Raw genomic sequence first — 19,107 nt, forward strand, 5'->3', positions numbered from 1 at the left:
TCAGCAGTACAACGGCCGCAAGGTGAACGGCAGCAGCACGTTCGCTCCCTTCTGGAGCGCTACGTCTACCGAGGCCGGCCGGTAGCCGTCCGCGGCGACCACGACCCGCGCCTTCGCCGCGGCACCAGGCACCCAGAGGGCGTAGCTGCCGTCGTTCGCCGTGGCCAACGTCCAGGAGTCCGTCCGCCGGTCGATCGCGATAGTCGCCCCGGGCAACGCCGCCGTGGCGCCATCGCAGGTCTGGCCGGTCACGGTCCCGGAGACCCGGGCCCAGCTGGCCGGTGCCTGCGCGTTCATCGTGACGGCAACCGGCGACACGGCGTACGGCGTGTCCTCCCGGACCGAGACATCTGAGCGGTAGACACCTGGCTGGGTCACCTGCGTCGAGTCGACGGTCAGCGTGACGGTCACACTGCCGTTGGGAGCCAGGGTCCCGCTGGCGGCCGTCTCCGACAGCCAGGGCGCGTCGGAGCCTGCCGTCTCGCAGTTGCCGTGACCGGACAGTTGCTCGGCGCTGGCGACGATCCGTGAGTCCTCGAGACCACCGACCCGGTACATCCCGCACGCCCCGGCGCCGCGGTACATCGGCGTGGAGGAGTTCGGCAGCTTGGTCCAGGTGTCGGTCGTCGCGTCGTACTCGAACGACTCGTTGGTGAGCTGCGTCGAGTCGGGACCCACGACCCCGCCGCTGATGGCGAGCTTCCCGTTGGCGACGGCGTACGCGCTCGCCCAGAGTTCGACCGGGAGGTCGGTGACCCTGGACCAGCTGTTCGTCTGCAGGTCGTAGGAGTAGCTGTGCATGGTGCTCTTCGGCCGCGTGCCCGCCTCGTTCACGGTCAGGCCGCCGGCGCAGTACACCTTGCCGTCGAGGCCACCGCACGACGGCCAGGAGATGGGCTCCGGGTACGGCGCCAGCACCTGGAAGCTGTTGTGCGCCGCGTCGTAGGCAGTCACGTCCGCCGTCGCGACCTGGCACTCGCCCGCGCAGCCGCCGACCGAGTAGACCTTTCCGTCCAGTACCGCTGAGCCGGATGCGGCCCAGGGCTTCGGGTTGTCCGCCCCGGACGTCCAGCGATCAGAGGCCGGATCGTAGACCAGCGTCTTCGCAGCCACCTGGTGGGTTTCGCCGGCCCATCCGCCGACGACGTAGAGCTTGTCGCCGACGAATCCGGCCGACGGCCGCTGCCGGCCCTCGGGCATGTCGGCGATCTGTCGCCAGGCGAGCGTCGCCGGGTCGTACACGAAGGACACCGGCACAATGACGGTGCCGCTGGCGGGATCGGAAACGGCGCCACCGGCCGCGTACAGCAGACCGTCATGGGTGGCGGTGGCGATGTCCTCACGCGCGAGCGGCTGATTGGCGATCGGGAGCCACCATTCGGCGGCCGGTTGGGCGGCAGCGTCTGTCCGGGCCGCCTCGACTCGGGTGACGGGGCCCGCGACCGGCTGGACGGGGACACGCCGAACTGGTGTAGCGGAGCTCGTCCCGGCGAATCCCGCCGTACTGCCACCCTGCAACTCGAAGCTGCGCTGGACGTCGGACAGCGAGTACGACGCCGGCGCCGTGCCATCGTTGGTGATGGTCAGTGTGCGCTGCGCGGTCGTGCCGAGCTGCAGCGTCGCGCTCACGTCGGGTTCAGTCACCTTCAGCCGCCCGGCCTTGAGCGAGAAGTTCAGCGTCCGGACCCAGTCGGTCTGGACCGTGACAGCCTTCTTCTGCTGCTGGTAGCTGCGCATCGCGGCGGTGGCCTTATCGGTCCCGGCCGGCGCGAACAGCCAGTAGAACCCGTCTGGTCGCGTCGGGTCGTCCGGCGTGGTGATGGTCTTCGCAGACTGCGTGGCCCGGGTGACGGTGGCACCGTTCACCGGCAGGCCGGTGTTCGCGTCCTTGACCACACCCTGGATCAGGCCGCCACGGACCTTCTGGCACTGGGGGTCGTACCCCGGTGCGCTGCAGGACCGCTGGTCGATCGGGATGCTGATGTCCTTGACCAGATCGTCGGTCAGTTGCACCTCGACCGGTGTGGTGGTGTAACCGCCGTACACCGGCTGCACCGTCAGCTTGTGGGTGGTGCCGACCGGCATGTCCAGCGTGTACCGGCCGGTGGCCGGGTTCGTGTACCACTGGCCGGGGACGCCGTCGATCGTCAGCTTGGCGTACAGCGGCCAGCCGTGGCCCGAGCCGTCGCGGACCAGGCCGCTCAGCGTCGCGCGTGGCGTGGTGACGAGCTGGAAGTCCTTCGTGGTCGTGCTGCGCGCGTCGATGTGGGTGGCGAAGTGCTGCGTGTCGTAGCCGAACGTCTGCACGGACACGTCGTGGTCACCGGCGTCGAGGTACAGCTCGTACCTGCCGTCGGGGCCGGTCGTGACCACATTGCTGTTCGGTGCGCTCAGCCGGGCCCCGGACACCGGTGCGCCCACGCTGTCGGTGACGGTTCCGGTGAGCAGGCCGGCGTTGGGGCGCGGCGCGTCACTGACCGCCTCGTAGATGTCCAGCATGCCTTCGCCGTAGACGTTGTTGTCTCCTGCAGTACCGCCGCAGCTGGTGTCGTCGTGGTCGCGTGCGGTGCGGTCGAGCAGCGCCCGGGTGGCGGCGAGATCGCCGATCAGTTGGGGCGCGGCCGACCACAGCAGGGCGACAGCGCCGCTGACGTGTGGCGCGGCCATCGAGGAGCCGTTGATGATGCCGTACCTGTCGCCGGGAAGGCTCGACGTCACCAGAATGCCCGGGGCGACGATGTTCGGTTTGATGTCGTCACGGGTCGGGTTGCCGCGCGAGGAGAAGCTCGCGATCGCCCCTTGCGGGTCCACTGCGCCGACCGCGTACGCCTCCGGGTAGTCGCCGGGAGAGCCGGCGGTCGCGCAGCCGGATCCGGCGTTGCCGACCGCGTAGGTCGTGAAGATGCCGGCGGCAACCCACTGCCTGACGTACTCCTGGTACCAGGAGTTGCTCACCGGGGAGCCCCAGGAGTTGTTGATGATGTTCGGCCGCTTCGACGGATCCGGGTCCGAGCCGTCCAGCTTCGTGGGCGCCAGCATCCACTGCGCGCTCAGGCCCAGCGCGACGTCGGTGCACACCTGGTCGGTCTCGCAGCCCTTCGCCGAGATCCAGCGGGCGCCGGGGGCGACTCCGATCTGGCGACCGTTGTGGTCGTCACCGACCATGGTCCCGGTCGTGTGGCTGCCGTGGCCGACATTGTCGCACGGGGCCTCCGTCGCACAGACTCTGGCCGGGTCGTACCAGTTGTAGTCGTGGGTGAAGGTGCCGTCACCGTTGGTGCCCCGGTACGACGAAACGAGCGCAGGGTGGTCGTACTGCGCACCGGTGTCGATGCTGCCGATCACGATGCCCTGGCCGGTCGCCTGGTACCGGTTCCAGACCTGATCGGCGTGGATGGCCTTGACGCCGAGCTCGGGCCCGGCCGCGAGTTGGGTCTTCGCCGCGTCCTTCGAGACGATCTCGTCCTTCGGCACCGTGTAAGTCTTCGGGGCTCGCAGCGACACCACCTCGGGATCGGCCGCGAGCTTGGCGGCGAGCTCACGGCTGCCGTTGCGGACGTAGATCGAGTTGTCGATGTACAGACTGACGTAGTCGGCCTTGGCCTCGCGCAGCAGTTTCGTGACACCGGCCTGATCGCTGTCCGCCTTGGTGCGCAGGGCGGAGACGACGGCCTCGCCGCGCGCCTTCCAGTCGGTGATCCGTGCCGCGGACTTCAGCTCGGGCTGCCGCGCGAAGCGCACCCAGAAGCCGGACTGCCCCGCATCGAGCTGCGCCGCCAGCGCCGGCTCGACCTTGCCGGGTTGCTGTTCAGCTTGCGCATTCACCGCCGACGTGGCGAGCAACCCTGCCGCCAGTACGCCGATCAAGGTACGCCGAAGGTGTCGCCTCACGGATCCTCCCCAGATGGTTCGTCGCCGTGATCCTCACCACCCGCACGACACCCAGCAAGACATTCCCACTGGCCTGAACCCGCCAAGTCGTGTGTCTGCCAGTTGCTGCTAGCAACAAAAACCACCCGCGGACACCTGTCCGCGGGTGGTCCTGTGGAGCGGTCGGTCAGAAGTCGCCGCCGCCGAAGTCTCCGCCGCCGAAGTCCCAGCCGCCGGAGTCGCCGCCGCTGTCGCCCATGTTGAAGTCGCCGCCACCGTCGCCGCCACCACCATCGCCGCCGCCGTCACCGCCACCATCGCCTCCGCCGTCGTACCCGGCCGCGTAGTCGCCGTAGCCGCCGCCGGCGAACATGCCGCCGAGCATCGTGCCGAGGAACATGCCGGTCATCACACCGCCCAGCGCGCCGAACATGCCCTGCGCGTACGGCGAGTAGGCCGGGCCGGCCTCCCAGTACGGAACCCGCTGCGGGCCGACCATCACCTTGCGGACATCCGGCTCCGCACCGGCGCGGACCCGCTCGGCGTCGGCCGCGCAGGCCGGCACCTCACGCGGCGCACCGCCGGGCGGCGCCCAGGTCACGTCCACCACGGACGGACCGTGCTGCGGGTTGAAGAAGCAGGACGGGCGGCGCTGCGGCAGCGGCTCGCCGTTCACACGAGCGCGCACACAGGTGGCCGCGTACCGGCCGTCCTCGAGGATCTCGATCACGTGCTTGATCTGATCCGCCTCGGTGACCTGGCCGACCGCCTGCTTGGCCGACTCGTAGGAGTCCAGCGCGCGTTGGTAGTCCTGCCGGGCCCCGTCGCCGAGGTCCTTGCCCACCATGTCCAGGTCGAGGTCCTGCAGCTCCTCGCCGAACCGGGTGATGTCCTCGTCGGCGGTCCGCTTCACCGATTCCAGTTCGGCGGCGGTGATCTGGTGCTGCTGCTTGTTCTGCAGCTGGGTCCGACGGTACGAGCGATATGCCAGCACCGCGATCACCACAACCGCGATGATCAGGATGAGTTCCATGCCGGGCCTCTTCAAACGTAGGGATCAAGCCTCGACGGCTTTACGCCGAGCCTATCGAATCCGTCAAAACCGCGCCGCCACGCAGGGTCACGCAATACCGGGAAAGCGGTCACACAGCGCGCATAATCGATGAGCGCCGCCCAGCGACCGTCGTACCTCCGCCGGAAGGCTGGCCCATGAGCACGTTCTCCCGACTGCTCCCGCTCGCTGTCACCGTTGTCTCACTGGTCCTCCCCAACCTGCCGCCCACGGCCGCTGAGCTCGAGCCGTCGTACCAGGAACTGTCGCTCGACGGACCTTCTGCAGCTGATGAGACGAAGCCGTTCGCGATGGTCGGCATCACGTGGCCTGTGGGGACGCAGGCGGTGCAGGCGAAGGTCCGCATCCAGCGCGACGGGCAGTGGTCGGAGTGGGAGCCATTGACCGTCGAGGACGAACACAGCCCTGATCCATTGGTTGGTGAAGGAATTGAACGATCCGGTACCGAACCGTTGTGGGTCGGCAATGCGAACGGGGTTCAGGCGAGTGCTATAGCAAATGACGGTACATCGGTCGCCGATGCAAAAGTGGTGCTGATCCAGCCGGGTGTATTGGCCGGTGATTCTTTTGAACCGCCCGATGTGCAGGCGAATGCGAGCAGTACGCCGTACCCGATGCCGGCGATGGCGAGCCGGAAGCAATGGGGTGCGGACGAGCGGTTGCGCAGTCACAACGGGAAGGCGTGCGCGCGGCCGAAGTACACGCAGACCGTGCTGGCCGCGTTCGTCCATCACACCGCGGATCGTAACGACTACACCCGCACGCAGGTCGCCGCGATGGTGCGCGGGATGTACGCGTACCACGTGAAGAGCCGAGGCTGGTGCGATCTCGGCTACAACTTCCTCATCGACCGCTTCGGCCGCGTCTTCGAGGGCCGGTACGGCGGTGCGCAGTTGCCCGTGCTCGGTGCGCACACCGGCTCGTTCAACACGAACTCGCTCGGCATCGCGTTGATCGGCAACTTCGAGAAGGCTGCGCCGACGCAGGCGATGCTGGAGAAGACGGCGCGCGTGATCGCATGGAAGTTCGATGCCTACTACCGGTCGCCGAAGTCGACCGTGGTGCTCGCCGGCACCAAACTGCTCACGATCTCAGGGCACCGCGACACGAAGGCGACGGACTTCGCGAATCGCGACATCTTCTACTCCGTTGCTACTGGCCCCCATTCGACGGTCGGCATGTTCCGCTCGCAGTACCGCAGCCTCGGCGCCGAGCGGTCGCGGCTCGGGCTGCCGACCACCGAGGTCTACAAGATGACGGGTGGCTCGCGGCAGCGGTACCAGCACGGCTGGCTGAACTACAACCAGAGCCGGCGCACGATCACCGTCCAGTACAGGAGTGCGACATGAACAAGCGCGCAGTCGCCGCGATCGTCTTGTCCTCCACGTTGATCAGCGCGACCGCGCAGGCGCGGGAGATCGACCCGGCCGCGGCCACGGACACCACCATCAGCGGTCGCGGCTTCGGCCACGGCCGGGGGATGTCGCAGTACGGCGCTCAGGGCGCGGCGATCGCGGGGAAGTCGGTCAAGCAGATCCTCGACTTCTACTACCCGGGAACGACCACGGGTAAGGCGACCGGCAGCATCCGGGTCCGGGTCAGCGCCGACACCACCGACGGCATCCGGGTCGGCGTGGTGAACCACCTGAAGGTCCGCGACCTTGTCACCCGCAAGGTCTACGAGTTGCCCAGGGCATCGACCCGGAACCAGTGGACGATCGATCCGTACGGCGACCACGGCACCAAGGTGAGCTCGTTCAACTCCAAGACCCGCCAGTGGACGCTGTGGAAGACGTTCCCGGGCATCACCCAGTTCGAGGGTGCACCGGTGATCGGGCTGATCCTGCCGAGCGGCGCCGTACGGCGGTATCGCGGTGCACTGCGGGCGGTCGACGTGTCCGGTGTGCATCTGGACACGGTGAACGTCGTGTCACTCGAGTACTACCTGCGCGGCGTCGTACCGCGGGAGGCCGTGTCCAGCTGGAAGCCGGCCGCCCTGCAGGCGCAGGCGGTTGCCGCGCGCACCTATTCCGTCTTCCATCGGGGCCGGGCAACGCGGAAGGCGTACGACCTGTGTGACACGACGGCCTGCCAGGTGTACGGCGGCTACGACTCGGAGAAGTCGTCGACGAACACCGCGATCGCCGCGACCGTCGGGCAGGTGCGGTTGTACAAGGGGAAGCCGATCATCGCGGAGTTCTCGTCGTCGAACGGCGGGGCGACGGCGGCCGGGCCGATTCCCTACCAGGTGATGAAGGCGGACGGCTGGGACGCGTACCCGGGCAACGGGAATCCGAACGTGACCTGGACGGTGACGCGGACGGCGGCGGAGATAGAAGGGGCCTTCGCTGTCGGGACGATCCAGAGCCTGCGGGTGGTGAAGCGGACCGGGGTCGGGCCGTCCGGTGGGCGGGCGGTCACCGTGGAGGCCGTCGGGTCGAAGGGGAAGCGGGCGCTGACCGCCGACCAGTTCCGGATCCGGTTGCATCTGCGGTCCGGCTGGATCGCGTTCCCGGTCGATCCCCTTGATATACCAACTGATCCGTCCATGACGCTGGATCGCTGAGGCATTGACGGGGTGTCGGTCCGCCGGTTAGAACGTGACATCGATGTCAACCGCCACCGCCCAGGAGGAGCAGGTCGATGCCCAGGAAATTTGGTATATCAAGTCGGATCGCGGCGGGTGTGCTCGCGGTCGCTGTCCTCGGATCACTTCACCTCACGGCGGCTGACGCCGTGACCGGTCCGGCCTCCCGCGCCAAGGCGTCGTACGAGGCATTGAACAAGTACTTCGACGCAGGGCAGCAAGGGCTCCTGCTGGAGGAGTACCCGAACACGCAGACCAACCCGTACTCCTACGTCTGGCCGTACTCGCAGGCGGCGATCGCGGCCGAGAACCTCGCCGGGGTGCCCGGCGCGGGCCAGGAGGCGTCCGAGGAGGCGGATCGGCGGATCGCGGCGTACGAGCCGTACTGGAACGCCGGGACGACGCCGAAGGGCTACGACTCGTACGTGCGGCCGCCGCTCGGCCAGGGTGGTGACAAGTTCTACGACGACAACGAGTGGATCGGGCTGAACCTGGTCCAGCACTACAAGCGCACCGGGGACCGCGCGGCGCTGGCTCGCGCTCGCGAGATCTTCGCGCTCGTCGTACATGGCTGGGACACCGACCCGTCGCACCCGTGCGCCGGAGGGGTGTACTGGACGCAGGCGCCGTGGAGTCAGGACCGCAACACGGTGTCGAACGGGCCGGGCGCGGAGCTCGGTGCGCATCTGTACCTGCTCACCCGGGACAAGTCGTACCTGACCTGGGCGAAGCGGATGTACGAGTGGGCGCAGACCTGCATGCTGGCGCCGAACGGTCTGTACTGGGACCACATCGACCTGGCCGGGACCGTCGAGAAGACCCAGTGGAGCTACAACCAAGGCGTGATGCTCGGCGCCGGCGTGTTGTTGTTCAAGGCAACGGGTGACGGGCAGTACCTCCGCGACGCGAAGTCGGTCGCGAACGCGTCACTCGCCTTCTACGGCGCCGAGGACCGGCTGTGGAAGCAGCCGACGCGCTTCAACTCCATCTACTTCAAGAACCTGCTGATCCTCGACTCGGTCGCCCCCGACCAGCGCTACAAGAAGACCATGCAGGCGTACGCCGACCGCGCCTGGACCGAGGCACGGGACCCCGCCACCAACCTCTACCACTTCGCCGAAGGCCCCGTGCAACTGTTGGAGCAAGCCGGCATAACCCAAATCCAAGCCCTCCTGTCCTGGCCCCGCTCCAACTACAGCCTCCTGGCCTGAGTCTGGTATAGCCAGCGCGCTTCTGAAATACACGCGCCGCCCGTCCCTCCGGAGGGACGGGCGGCGCGGTTTGTCCTTTGATCAGGCAGCCGACGTAGCGGTCTTGATCTCCACCGGGGTGATGGGAGCACCGTCGGTCGGGCTTTGCTGCGGGGCGACGCCCGCCTGCGCGACCTTGTCGATCAGCTTCAGGCTCGGCTCGTCGATGGTCCCGAAGGCCGTGTACTGCGGCCCCAGCCCGGACGCATCGCCGTACACGATGAAGAACTGGCTCCCGTTCGTATTCGGCCCGGAGTTCGCCATCGCCAGCGTCCCGCGACCGTACTTCAGCGTCGGGAACACCTCATCCGCGAAGCTGTACCCCGGCCCGCCGCTCCCGGTCCCCGACGGGTCGCCGCACTGCAGTACCTGCAGCCCTTCACCCACCGTGAGCCGGTGACACTTCGTCCCGTCGAAGTACTTCTGCCCGACCAGGCTGACGAAGCTCTTCACCGTGCACGGCGCCAGCGAGCTGTCCAGCTTCAACTGCAGGTCGCCGATGGACGTGTCCAGGCTGACGTTCGACGTACCCGACGCCTTGACCTTCCCGTCGGCCGGCGGGTTCACCTTCTTGCTGGCCGGCTCGGCGCCCTTCTTGTACGTGCAGCTCACCTCGGCCGGCAGCGGGGTCGCCCGCTTCGGCGCCGCCGCCATCGCGGTCGGAATGCTCTTCGGCTTGTTGTCCGGCCCGGCCGACGCCGGCAGTTCGGTCGGCGCCGTGGACGCCCCGGCTGTCGGCGTGTCCCCGTCGTTCCCGGTCCCGATCACCACGAAGACCCCGACCACGACCACGACGACCGCCACGATCGCCGTGATCGTGATCGCCACATTCCGTCGCTGCCGTGCGTGCTCAGCCGCCCGTTCGGCCTGCCGCTTCGCCTTCCGGGCCGCAAGCTGCTGCTGATGGGTCTTCTTGGACATGCAGAACCCTCCTCACGAGATGTCTGCAGGGAACCTACCGCCTCAACCTGAGAACTGTCTGTCAAGCCCCCCACCAAGCCGGACGGCGGCGGTTTTCTGCAACAAGGTGCAAAGGGCACTGCAGCAAGATGCAAAACCCGCGCCACGGGCCAGGCCACCTCCCTAGCCTCAGGCACGTCACCGCCCCGACCAAGGAGTTGCCATGCGCAAGCATCGCTTCATCGCCGGCATCGGTATCGCATCCGCTCTGCCTCCTCGCCGCCGCGCTGCCGGCGTCGGCCCGGACCACCGAGGTCACCAGGACCCAGACCATCACGGGAGCCCGCGGAGAGTTCCAGTTGGTCTTCAAGCACATCTGGGTCTACGACACGGCGTGCGACGACGATTCGGTCTCTGTGCAGTGGAAGACCGTCGGCGGCGCCGTACAGACGATCCCGAACAACCTGGGATGCGGAGAGTTCACCATCGGCCCGGTTCCGATGGGCAAGGGGACCACGGTCCTGTGGCAGACCTGCGTGGACAAGTCCTGGCCGACCAAGGACCTGTGCTACGGCTGGGACAAGCCAGTAGTCCTGGGCTGAGGGCGGCATGATCATGCGTACCTTCATCCGCAAGACCCTGATCGGTCTCGGCGCCGCCGTACTGGCGATCGTGCCGCTGACCGCACACGCCCAGGCCGCACTCGCGGCTCCTGCCGGTCTTTACACCGTCAGTCCGGGCAGCTCGGTCGACGTCAACGCTCGCGTCGTCGTCCTGCCGGGCATGCAGGTCGAGCTGTCCATCACCTTGGGCAACTACAGCGCGACTCCGTCGCTGGCGCAGGTCCGGTTCCGGATCTACTGCATCACGGCGGACCTCGACTCGGTCAACGTCTATTCGGATCCGCAGGTCGTCACGGTTCCCGGCGATCCGGGCGAGGAGCCGAAGGGTCTCGAGGACCTCAAGGAAGTCACGGCGGACATGACGGTGCCGCCGGAGTGCGCCGCCCAGCCGGACGACTGGGGGATCAGTCAGGACGGTGAGTTCACCGCCGAGATGGGCCCGCCGGGCCTGGAACCGACCGGCGTCAAGTCCAGCCTGTTCTGGATCGGCCTGCCGTTCACCAACACCAACAAGATCCCCAATCTCACGCTGCAGACGCACGGTGCGCAGGCCGAGTCACAGGCCCACCACACGCTGCCGCAGAAGTTCGAGACGCAGTTCAACGCGGCGGGCATCCCGAACATTCACGACCCGATCTACCTGCGCTGGTGGTGCTCGCGAACAGGTGTCCCGGGCAACCATCAGAGCATGGCCTACGACTACAACCTGCACTGGCAGACGTTCTTCGAGCAGAACCCGGCGCCGACCGCGGCCCAGGTCCTGGCCTACAAGGACTCCATCCAGGGCTTGTATACCTACACTTGCCCATGACCTATCTCCTCGAGGCACGCTCGACCAACCGCGACGTCTGGGTGCTGATCGAGTTCGAGGGGCGCCCGAGCCCGGTCCCATGGCTGCTTCCGGACGGCTCCGACGTCTACCAGCTCATCCCCAACGGTGAGACCGAGCGCCTCGGTTTCGTCCCCCGGTTCGTGCAGTCGAACCGGGGGACGCGGCTGGGCGACCTGGTCTGGACGACCGGCGCCGCCAAGATCGCGTCCCGTCGCTTCGTCGACGTACTGGAGTCGATCGGCGCGACGGGGTACCGCACCTTCCCGGTCGAGGTACTCGACCGCGACGGTCAATCGCTAGGCGACTTCGTCGGCCTCGCCGTCCTCGACGACGACACCACCAAGGACCTGCACTTCTCCACCGGCTTCCAGTTCTGGCACTTCGCCGCCACGGACCGAGTCGTCAAGGCACTCCGCGAATCCGAAGTCACCGACCTCTCCATCAAGCCCGCCTGATGCCCGAGAGGCATGCCGTGCCAGTTCGGCGGACGGTCAAGATCCTGCTCCTCGATCAGACCGACCGGCTGCTCCTCCTGCGCGGCCGTGAATCGGCTGAACGCGAACCCATCTGGTACCCGGTCGGTGGCGGCATCGAAGACGGTGAGGACGCCGTCGCCGCCGGTCGTCGCGAGATCCTGGAGGAGACCGGCCAACGCGAGGTGGAGATCGGGCCGGAGGTCTGGCGCCGACGGCATCTCTACTCCTGGCGAGGAAAGCAGACCGACACGGATGAGCGATGGTTCGTTGCCCGCACGCCGCATTTCACACCATCGCTCCAGGCGCTGACCCCCGAGGAGCAGACCTACGTCACCGGCTTCCACTGGTGGACCGCCGACGCACTCGTAGCGACGCCAGACCCCGTCTTCCCACCCGACCTGGGCGTCCGGCTGACAGCACTCCTCCACGACGGCTACCCGCTATCGCCCCTCAACATCACCAGCGGGCCAGCGGGTGCGGCTGCCGGTTGAGGCTCGCGTGCGGGTCTGGCGGTTTGGGTCCGGGGCCCGGGTGCCCGGTTCAGACTCGGGATGCGGGTCCGGGGTTCGGGTCTGGGGTTCGGGTACGGCGCGGGCCTGGGGTTTGGGTGCGGCGCGGGTGCGGGCGCGGGGGGTTGGGCGCGGGTGCGGGCGCGGGGTTTGGGTGCGGCGCGGGTTCCGGGACGATCGCTGATCACTGCGTTGTGCCAGGGGGCGACAGAGGGCTCTGCGGACCGCGTTACCTGGGTGCACCGCACGGTCGATCATCGGCCGGTGGTGTCCTCGTCCCCACCACAACCAAGTGACGGCCGTTGGCTGGTCAGCGCTCGGCGAGCGGTCGTCCCGGGTGCAGGCCCGGGGTTCCGGTGAGGCGCGGGCAGGTCCGGGGGTTGGGTGCGGCGCGGGTTCCGGGATGATCGCTGATCACTGCGTTGTGCCAGAGGGGCGACGGAGGGCTCTGCGGACGGCGTTACCTGGATGGACCGCACAGTCGATCATCGGTGGTGGTGTCCTCGTCCCCACCACAACCACGTGACGGCCGTTGGCTGATCAGCGAGGGCGAGCGGTCGTCCCGGGGTGGCGGCGGCGCGGTCGATCGGTGCCCTCGCCGGATCGGCGTCCCCTTGCCGGATAAGGGTCGCAGCGTCGGGTCTATGCCGATGCGTCGGGTCTATGCCGTTGCCGTCACGTCGGTGCCGATGCGTCGGGTCTATGCCGTTGCCGTCACGTCGGTGCCGATGCGTCGGGCTTCGGTGATGGAGGCCGTGGTCGGCCGTCCCATCGCCAGGTCGCGGCCGCTCGTCGGGCAGGGTTGGGCGAGTGGTGGTCGCGGGTGCGCGGTGATGGTCGCGGGCGGGCAGTTTGCTGGGCAGGGTGGGCGCGTGGTGGTCGTGGGTGGGCGGTGATCGTCGTGGGTCCGCGGTTTGCTGGGCAGGGCTGCGCGGGTGGTCGTCGTGGGTGGGCGGTGATAAGCACGGGCCGGCTGTTTGCCGGGCAGGGTTCGGCGAGTGGTCGTTGTGGGTGCATGGTGATGATCGCGGGCCGCTACGGCGCGGGGCCTGAGGTGGTCGCGGCGTCGCGCCAGGGATCGAACGGGCGATCTGTGGGGACGGCGCCGGCTGGATGGAGAGCGAGCGGTCGATCGTTGGGGGATGGTGTGTGCTTGATCGCGCGCCGATCGGTCGAGGAGGGTTCGCCCCAGATCGCGCGGGTCGCGGCTTCTCGGAGGGATGCCGGTGTCGCCCTTCGGATGGGTGGTGGGTCGGTCCAGGTGGGGCGGGAGACGTGGACTACGCCGTCGGTGATCGTGATAGTCCAGTCGCCTGCGTGGAGGTCGATGTGGTGGCGGCGGCAGAGAAGTGCCAAGTTCGAGACCGCGGTGGGGCCGCCGTCGATCCAGGAGCGTACGTGGTGCGCGTCGCACTGGATCGGTGGGGCGCCGCAGACCACGCAGCCTTTGTCGCGGGCGTTCAGGGCGCGGCGCATCGCGCGGTTGACGAGGCGTTCGGCACGGCCGACGTCGAGTGGTTCGGAGTGGGAGCCGAGGACGAGCGGGATGATCTTCGCGTCGCACGCGAGCCGCCGGATCGCGGCCGCGGACAGGTTGTCGCCGTACACCACCTCGCCCGTCGCATCCGCGGCAGCTGACTTCAGATCCTGCAGGTCGATCGTGACGGTGATCGTCGCCTTCGCGCCAAACCCAGGAACAGCGCCTGCCGCCCGATCGCCCGGGTTGGCGTCAGCGCCTGCCGTGGCGTCGCCTGGGTTGGCGTTAGCGCCTGTCGTCTGCTCGCCTGGGTTGGCGTTAGCGCGTGCCGTCCGATTGCCTGGGTTGGCGTCAGCGCCTGTCGTCTGCTCGCCTGGGTTGGCGTTAGCGCGTGCCGTCCGATTGCCTGGGTTGGCGTCAGCGCCTGTCGTCCGATCGCCTTGGCTGGCGTCAGCAGCTGCCGTGGCGTCGCCTGGGTTGGCGTTAGCGCCTGTCGTCTGCTCGCCTGGGTTGGCGTTAGCGCCTGCCGTCCGATCGCCTGGGTTGGCGTCAGCAGCTGCTGCGCCGCCTGTGTCTGCGCGAGCAGTTGGCGTGTGGCTGCCCGACTTGGCCTTCGCGTGTGGTGTGTGGGGGCCTTGGGTGCTGTCGGTGGCTGGTGTGGTGGGGGCGGGGGTGGAGGGTTTGCGGGCCTGGGTTGGGCTGGTGTCGTAGGCGGTGGCTGCGATGGTGAGGGCGGTGGTGAGGGCGTCGGCTTGGCGCTTGTCGCGGGGGCGGGGGTCGAGCCGGCCGTCGACCGTCTTGTGGGGGCGGGCGCCGGCGTGGATGAGGGATCTGAGGAGTTCGGCGTTCTCGTTGGCTAGGTAGCCGCGGAACCTCACTCCGTTGGGGGCGGTGAAGAGAGTCAGGCTCTCGCGGTCGTACGCCTTCCGTTCGTCGGGCTCGGGGCCGTCGGTGTCGAGTACGTCGCGGATCCGCTGGCCGGCTTTGCGGAGTTCGCCGGGAGAGAGGTGGCGGGCGAGGTTGACCAGTTGCTGCTCGGCGACGGCGATGTCCTCGGCGGGGACAGTGCTCGGGACTCGCTCGAGCGCGGAGACGATCGCGTCGGCCTGGGCGGGTCGCATGTGTACATCGGTCGCCCTGTCCCGGTCGTCAGTCTCATCGTCGTGCAGGCCCGGCTCGTCTGCCTGAGTTGGGGCGTCCGGCCGAGTTGGATCTCCGGGCTGGCTGGCATCGACCGATTGGCCGGGATCGACGGGTTGGTCTGGATCGACAGGGTGGTCGGTTGGGGGGAGGGCGGCCTTTACCTCGGCGTACTTGGACAGAGCCAGGGCGAGGCGTACGTCGCGGCGCGCCTCGGGGCGGTCGATGCGGTAGCGGAAGGCCAGCAACTGGGTGGTGTCGTGGGCGCCGATCTCCTGGGCGTATCCGATGTCGTCCAGGCCGGAGATCACGTGGAGACGGTAGGTCTCCAGGCGGGCGAGCTCGGCATGCAGCGCGTCGAGGGTGGCGAGTCTCTCCGCGCCACTCATCGACCACACCGGTCGCTGGCCCAGTAGTTCCATGCCACAAACTCTAGTCACCGCCACCGACAGTTTCCGAAGCTCAGAAGCCCTTGTTTTCAAGGTGTTTTGTTATCCACAGGTCAAGTACTTCTCGTCCACAGACGGCCGGGTCTGTGGATGTTGCCTAGTGCAACAACTGCGGCAAGCGGGATGCTGGGTGCTCGGCCAGCGGCTGGGATTGGCGGCAGCCGCGATCTACTGGCACATCACGACCAAGGGCAAGCTGGTCCAGTTGGCGGGAGACGCGATCGTGGCGGAGATCGAGCTTCCGGATCTGGAGGCGACGGACTGGCGTACGGCAGCCTCGGAGCCGGCGGTCGGCCTGCACGGGATGTTGACCCGGCACTCGTGGTTCGGGCAGGCCTTCGGGAGCTACCTGCCGAACGGACCGGGGAAGTCGAGATACGACGACCGGACCCTCGCCGTCTACGACAAAGCAGGTTTCGCGGTGGACGGGATCGCGAGCAGGCGGTGCAGGACACGCTGACGAAAGCGCACGAGATCGCCGCGGACTTCCCCCATCTGCGAGCCCGGTTGGACAGGCCGGCTATCTCGCCGGACCCGACGGCACCTTCGAGTTCGGCCTGCAGTCGGTTTCGAGGCGTGCTTGATCAGTCCTTGATTTCGCAGAGGATGGCGCCGGCGGTGACGGTTGCGCCGACCTCGGCGGTGAGGCCGGTGACCGTGCCGGACTTGTGGGCGTTGAGGGGTTGTTCCATCTTCATTGCCTCGAGGACGACGATGAGGTCGCCTTCGGCCACCGTCGCGCCTTCCTCTACGGCGAGCTTGACGATGGTGCCTTGCATCGGCGAGGTCAGAGAGTCGCCGGAAGCGGCCGAGGCCTTGCCCGAGCCACCCGCCCGACGTGCGGGCTTCTTCTTAACGCCAGCGCCAGCGCCGCCGCCAGCCGAGACCGCGGACGCGCCGAGTCCAGCAGGCAGCACGACCTCGAGGCGCTTGCCACCGACCTCGACGGTCACCTTCTCGCGTTCGGCGGGTTCCGGGATCTCAGCGGTGGGTCCGTCGTACGGCGTGAGTTGGTTGTCGTACTCGGTCTCGATCCAGCGGGTGTGGACCTTGAAGCCGTCGTCGCCGACGAAGGCCGGGTCGGACACCACGGCGGAGTGGAACGGGATGACCGTCGGCATTCCCTCGACGACGAACTCGCGGAGCGCGCGCCGCGACCGCTCCAGTGCCTGGGTGCGGTCCCGGCCGGTGACGATCAGCTTCGCGACCAGCGAGTCGAACGCGCCCGGCACGGTCTCGCCCTGGTCGTAGCCGCCGTCGAGCCGGATGCCCGGGCCGGACGGCGCGTGCCAGCGGGTCAGCGTGCCCGGTGCGGGCAGGAAGCCGCGTCCGCCGTCCTCGGCGTTGATCCGGAACTCGATCGAGTGCCCCGACACGACGGGATCGTCGTACCCGAGTTCCTCGCCGTCAGCGATCCGGAACATCTCCCGGACCAGGTCGAGCCCGGTGACCTCTTCGCTGACCGGGTGCTCGACCTGCAGGCGCGTGTTCACCTCGAGGAACGAGATCAGCCCGTCCTGACCGACCAGGAACTCGCAGGTACCGGCGCCGACGTACCCGGCTTCACGCAGGATCGCCTTGGAGGACGTGTACAGCGTCTCCAGTTGCGATGAGGTCAGGAACGGCGCAGGCGCTTCCTCGACCAGCTTCTGGTACCGGCGCTGCAGTGAGCAGTCTCGCGTGGAGACGACCACAACGTTGCCGTGGGCATCGGCCAGGCACTGGGTCTCGACGTGCCGCGGCTTGTCCAGGTACCGCTCGACGAAGCACTCACCCCGGCCGAACGCGCTCACAGCCTCGCGCGTCGCGGACTCGAACAGCTCGGGAATCTCTTCCAGCGTCCGCGCGACCTTCATCCCGCGGCCGCCACCGCCGTACGCCGCCTTGATCGCGATCGGCAGCCCGTACTCCTCAGCGAAGGCCACCACCTCGTCGGCCCCACCGACCGGGTCGGGCGTACCGGGAACCTGTGGTGCGCCGACCTTCTCGGCGATGTGCCGCGCCTTGACCTTGTCGCCGAGGGAGTCGATCGCCGACGGCGGCGGACCGATCCAGATCAGTCCGGCATCCAGAACGGCCTGCGCGAAGGATGCGTTTTCGGCCAGGAAGCCGTAGCCGGGGTGGACGGCGTCGGCGCCGGACCGGGCCGCGACGTCGAGGATCTTGGCGATGTTCAGGTAGGAGTCGGCCGGTGTCGAACCGTCCAGCGCGTACGCCTCGTCGGCGAGCCGGACGAACAGGGCGTCGCGGTCCTGGTCGGCGTACAGGGCGACGCTCCCGAGCCCCGCGTCGGCGGCGGCCCGGACGACCCGGACGGCGATCTCGCCACGGTTGGCGATCAACACCTTGGTGATCTTCTTGCTGTCGGACACAGCTGACTCCCTTCGGCCAGCCTGAGTCTAGGGTCAAGCGGGCCTCCAGCGGGGAGGGCGTTCCTCACATCCCGGCTACATCACAGCGGGCGGCCGCTCGAAGCAGGACTCCAGCACGACGATGGTCTGCGTGCTGGTGACGCCGTCCACCGTGTGCAGAGCGCGCAGGGTCGCCTGCAGGTCCTCGGTGGTCGCCGTGCGCACCTTCACCAGGACGGACGCAGGGCCGGCGATGATGTGCGCCTCCTGGACGGCCGGGATCTCCTCCAGCGCGCGGAGGGTGGGCTCGTCGCCCATCCAGGCGTCCGCGTCCAGCAGGACGAACGCCAGTACGCCCTGCCCGACGGCGGCCGGGTCGACCTCGACCGCGGTCCGCCGGATCACGCCGGCCGCCTTCAGCTTCCGGACCCGCTCGTGCGTGGCCCCGGCCGACATCCCGACCACCTGGCCGAGCGTGGCGTACGACTGGGTCGCGTCCAGCTGGAGCTCGGCGAGCAGCTTGCGGTCGGTCTCATCTATGGTCATTGTCACCCTTTACCAAACCTCATCCTGTGATCTAGAACTGTAGCAGGATGACATTCTATAGAGGAGGGACATGACCATCACGCTGTCCGCCGCGCCGACCCGGATCCGGGCCGAGCTCGAGGTGCTCGACGAGCGGTTCGGCAAGATCGCGGGCGACGAGTACGTCGAGTGCCTGTACGACGGCGGCCGCTGGCTGGAGGGACCGGCGTACTCACCGGCCTGGCGCTGCCTGATCTTCAGCGACATCCCCAACGACCGGCTGCTGCGCTGGGACGAGGTCTCCGGCGACGTGAGCGTCTTCCGCCAGCCGTCGGGGTACGTCAACGGCAACACGATCGACCGCGAGGGCCGCCTGGTCAGCTGTTCCCAGGGCGAGCGCCAGGTCGTCCGGACCGAGTACGACGGGACGCGGACGGTGCTGGCGTCACACCTGGACGGGAAGCGGCTGAACAGCCCGAACGACGTGGTCGTCAGGCGGGACGGCTCGATCTGGTTCACCGACCCTCCGTACGGGATCACGTCGAACTACGAGGGTCACGCGGCAGGGCAGGAAGTCGACGGCTGCCACGTCTACCGGATCGCCCCGGACGGCGCGCTGAGCGTGGTCGCGGACGACTTCATCCGGCCGAACGGGCTGGCGTTCTCGCTCGACGAGTCCCAGTTGTACGTCGTCGACACCCCGGGCAAGCACATCCGCCGCTTCGAGGTGGACGGCGACAAGCTGATCGGCGGCGAGGTGTTCGCGCCCTGCGAGGCCGGCATGTTCGACGGCATCCGGCTGGACGACGCGGGTCGGGTCTGGGCCGCGACGCACGAGGGTGTGCACTGCTTCGACCCGGACGGCACGCTGATCGGCAAGCTGCTGCTGCCCGACGTCGTCTCCAACCTGACGTTCGGAGGGCCGAAGGGCAACCGGCTGTTCATCACCGCGACGAACGCGGTCTGGTCTTGGCTGCTGACCGCATCCGGCGCACCGCAACCATGGGCGGCCCCGAGGGAATAGGCTCTCCGGCTGACGCACAGTC

The 19,107-nt window shown here is 68.2% G+C and carries 16 protein-coding genes; 10 read left to right on the forward strand and 6 right to left on the reverse strand.

All coding sequences use genetic code 11. From position 1 onward, the window contains the following. Complete coding sequence (locus ACIBG5_RS13645) at positions 1-3,891, reverse strand: S8 family serine peptidase (protein ID WP_396391848.1); 3,891 nt, start codon at positions 3,889-3,891, stop codon at positions 1-3. Positions 3,892-4,057: 166 nt separating this feature from the next. Continuing rightward, positions 4,058-4,903 carry a hypothetical protein gene (locus ACIBG5_RS13650; protein ID WP_396391849.1) on the reverse strand — a complete coding sequence of 282 codons (846 nt, stop codon included), beginning with the start codon at positions 4,901-4,903 and terminating at the stop codon, positions 4,058-4,060. A gap of 176 nt (positions 4,904-5,079) precedes the next feature. Between ACIBG5_RS13650 and ACIBG5_RS13655 the strand changes: the two genes are divergently transcribed. From ACIBG5_RS13655 to ACIBG5_RS13665, 3 genes are all read left to right on the forward strand, one after another. Further along, complete coding sequence (locus tag ACIBG5_RS13655) at positions 5,080-6,291, forward strand: N-acetylmuramoyl-L-alanine amidase (protein WP_396391850.1); 1,212 nt, start codon at positions 5,080-5,082, stop codon at positions 6,289-6,291. Beyond that, complete coding sequence (locus ACIBG5_RS13660; RefSeq protein WP_396391851.1) at positions 6,288-7,508, forward strand: SpoIID/LytB domain-containing protein; 1,221 nt, start codon at positions 6,288-6,290, stop codon at positions 7,506-7,508. The genes ACIBG5_RS13655 and ACIBG5_RS13660 overlap by 4 nt, the downstream gene beginning before the upstream one ends. 77 nt (positions 7,509-7,585) lie before the next feature. Beyond that, entirely contained in the window at positions 7,586-8,740 is a 1,155-nt protein-coding gene (locus ACIBG5_RS13665) for a glycoside hydrolase family 76 protein (RefSeq protein WP_396391852.1), read from the forward strand. Positions 8,741-8,821: 81 nt separating this feature from the next. On the opposite strand, the gene ACIBG5_RS13670 is transcribed toward ACIBG5_RS13665, so the two are convergent. Then, on the reverse strand, positions 8,822-9,700 hold the full coding sequence (locus ACIBG5_RS13670) for a peptidylprolyl isomerase (RefSeq protein ID WP_396391853.1): 879 nt from the start codon (positions 9,698-9,700) through the stop codon (positions 8,822-8,824). A gap of 197 nt (positions 9,701-9,897) precedes the next feature. Here ACIBG5_RS13670 and ACIBG5_RS13675 point away from each other — a divergent pair, with 197 nt between their 5' ends. From ACIBG5_RS13675 to ACIBG5_RS13695, 5 genes are all read left to right on the forward strand, one after another. Beyond that, positions 9,898-10,281, forward strand: coding sequence for a hypothetical protein (locus ACIBG5_RS13675; RefSeq protein ID WP_396391854.1), 384 nt, complete (start codon positions 9,898-9,900; stop codon positions 10,279-10,281). 7 nt (positions 10,282-10,288) lie between these two features. Further along, positions 10,289-11,113: a hypothetical protein gene (locus tag ACIBG5_RS13680; protein ID WP_396391855.1), complete on the forward strand. Its 825-nt coding sequence runs from the start codon at positions 10,289-10,291 to the stop codon at positions 11,111-11,113. Next, a complete protein-coding gene (locus ACIBG5_RS13685) occupies positions 11,110-11,589 on the forward strand; it encodes a hypothetical protein (protein ID WP_396391856.1) in 480 nt (159 codons plus the stop codon). The genes ACIBG5_RS13680 and ACIBG5_RS13685 overlap by 4 nt, the downstream gene beginning before the upstream one ends. Before the next feature lie 17 nt (positions 11,590-11,606). Next, positions 11,607-12,101, forward strand: a complete 495-nt coding sequence (locus tag ACIBG5_RS13690; protein ID WP_396391857.1) for an NUDIX hydrolase — start codon at positions 11,607-11,609, stop codon at positions 12,099-12,101. Between the two features lie 662 nt (positions 12,102-12,763). Continuing rightward, positions 12,764-13,015, forward strand: coding sequence for a hypothetical protein (locus tag ACIBG5_RS13695; RefSeq protein ID WP_396391858.1), 252 nt, complete (start codon positions 12,764-12,766; stop codon positions 13,013-13,015). 139 nt (positions 13,016-13,154) lie between these two features. Here the strand turns inward: ACIBG5_RS13695 and ACIBG5_RS13700 are convergent, their stop codons facing one another. Then, positions 13,155-15,158 carry a DUF222 domain-containing protein gene (locus ACIBG5_RS13700; protein ID WP_396391859.1) on the reverse strand — a complete coding sequence of 668 codons (2,004 nt, stop codon included), beginning with the start codon at positions 15,156-15,158 and terminating at the stop codon, positions 13,155-13,157. Positions 15,159-15,315: 157 nt separating this feature from the next. On the opposite strand from ACIBG5_RS13700, the gene ACIBG5_RS13705 reads away from it, so the two are divergent. Continuing rightward, positions 15,316-15,645 carry a TetR/AcrR family transcriptional regulator C-terminal domain-containing protein gene (locus ACIBG5_RS13705; RefSeq protein ID WP_396391860.1) on the forward strand — a complete coding sequence of 110 codons (330 nt, stop codon included), beginning with the start codon at positions 15,316-15,318 and terminating at the stop codon, positions 15,643-15,645. A gap of 124 nt (positions 15,646-15,769) precedes the next feature. On the opposite strand, the gene ACIBG5_RS13710 is transcribed toward ACIBG5_RS13705, so the two are convergent. Beyond that, on the reverse strand, positions 15,770-17,539 hold the full coding sequence (locus ACIBG5_RS13710; protein ID WP_396392042.1) for an acetyl/propionyl/methylcrotonyl-CoA carboxylase subunit alpha: 1,770 nt from the start codon (positions 17,537-17,539) through the stop codon (positions 15,770-15,772). A 93-nt stretch (positions 17,540-17,632) separates the two neighbouring features. Further along, positions 17,633-18,082 carry an Lrp/AsnC family transcriptional regulator gene (locus tag ACIBG5_RS13715; protein ID WP_396391861.1) on the reverse strand — a complete coding sequence of 150 codons (450 nt, stop codon included), beginning with the start codon at positions 18,080-18,082 and terminating at the stop codon, positions 17,633-17,635. 70 nt (positions 18,083-18,152) lie between these two features. Between ACIBG5_RS13715 and ACIBG5_RS13720 the strand changes: the two genes are divergently transcribed. Then, on the forward strand, positions 18,153-19,085 hold the full coding sequence (locus ACIBG5_RS13720) for an SMP-30/gluconolactonase/LRE family protein (RefSeq protein WP_396391862.1): 933 nt from the start codon (positions 18,153-18,155) through the stop codon (positions 19,083-19,085). Positions 19,086-19,107: the final 22 nt, after the last annotated feature.

It is taken from the genome of Kribbella sp. NPDC050241 (assembly GCF_044459685.1).
Lineage (GTDB): Bacteria > Actinomycetota > Actinomycetes > Propionibacteriales > Kribbellaceae > Kribbella.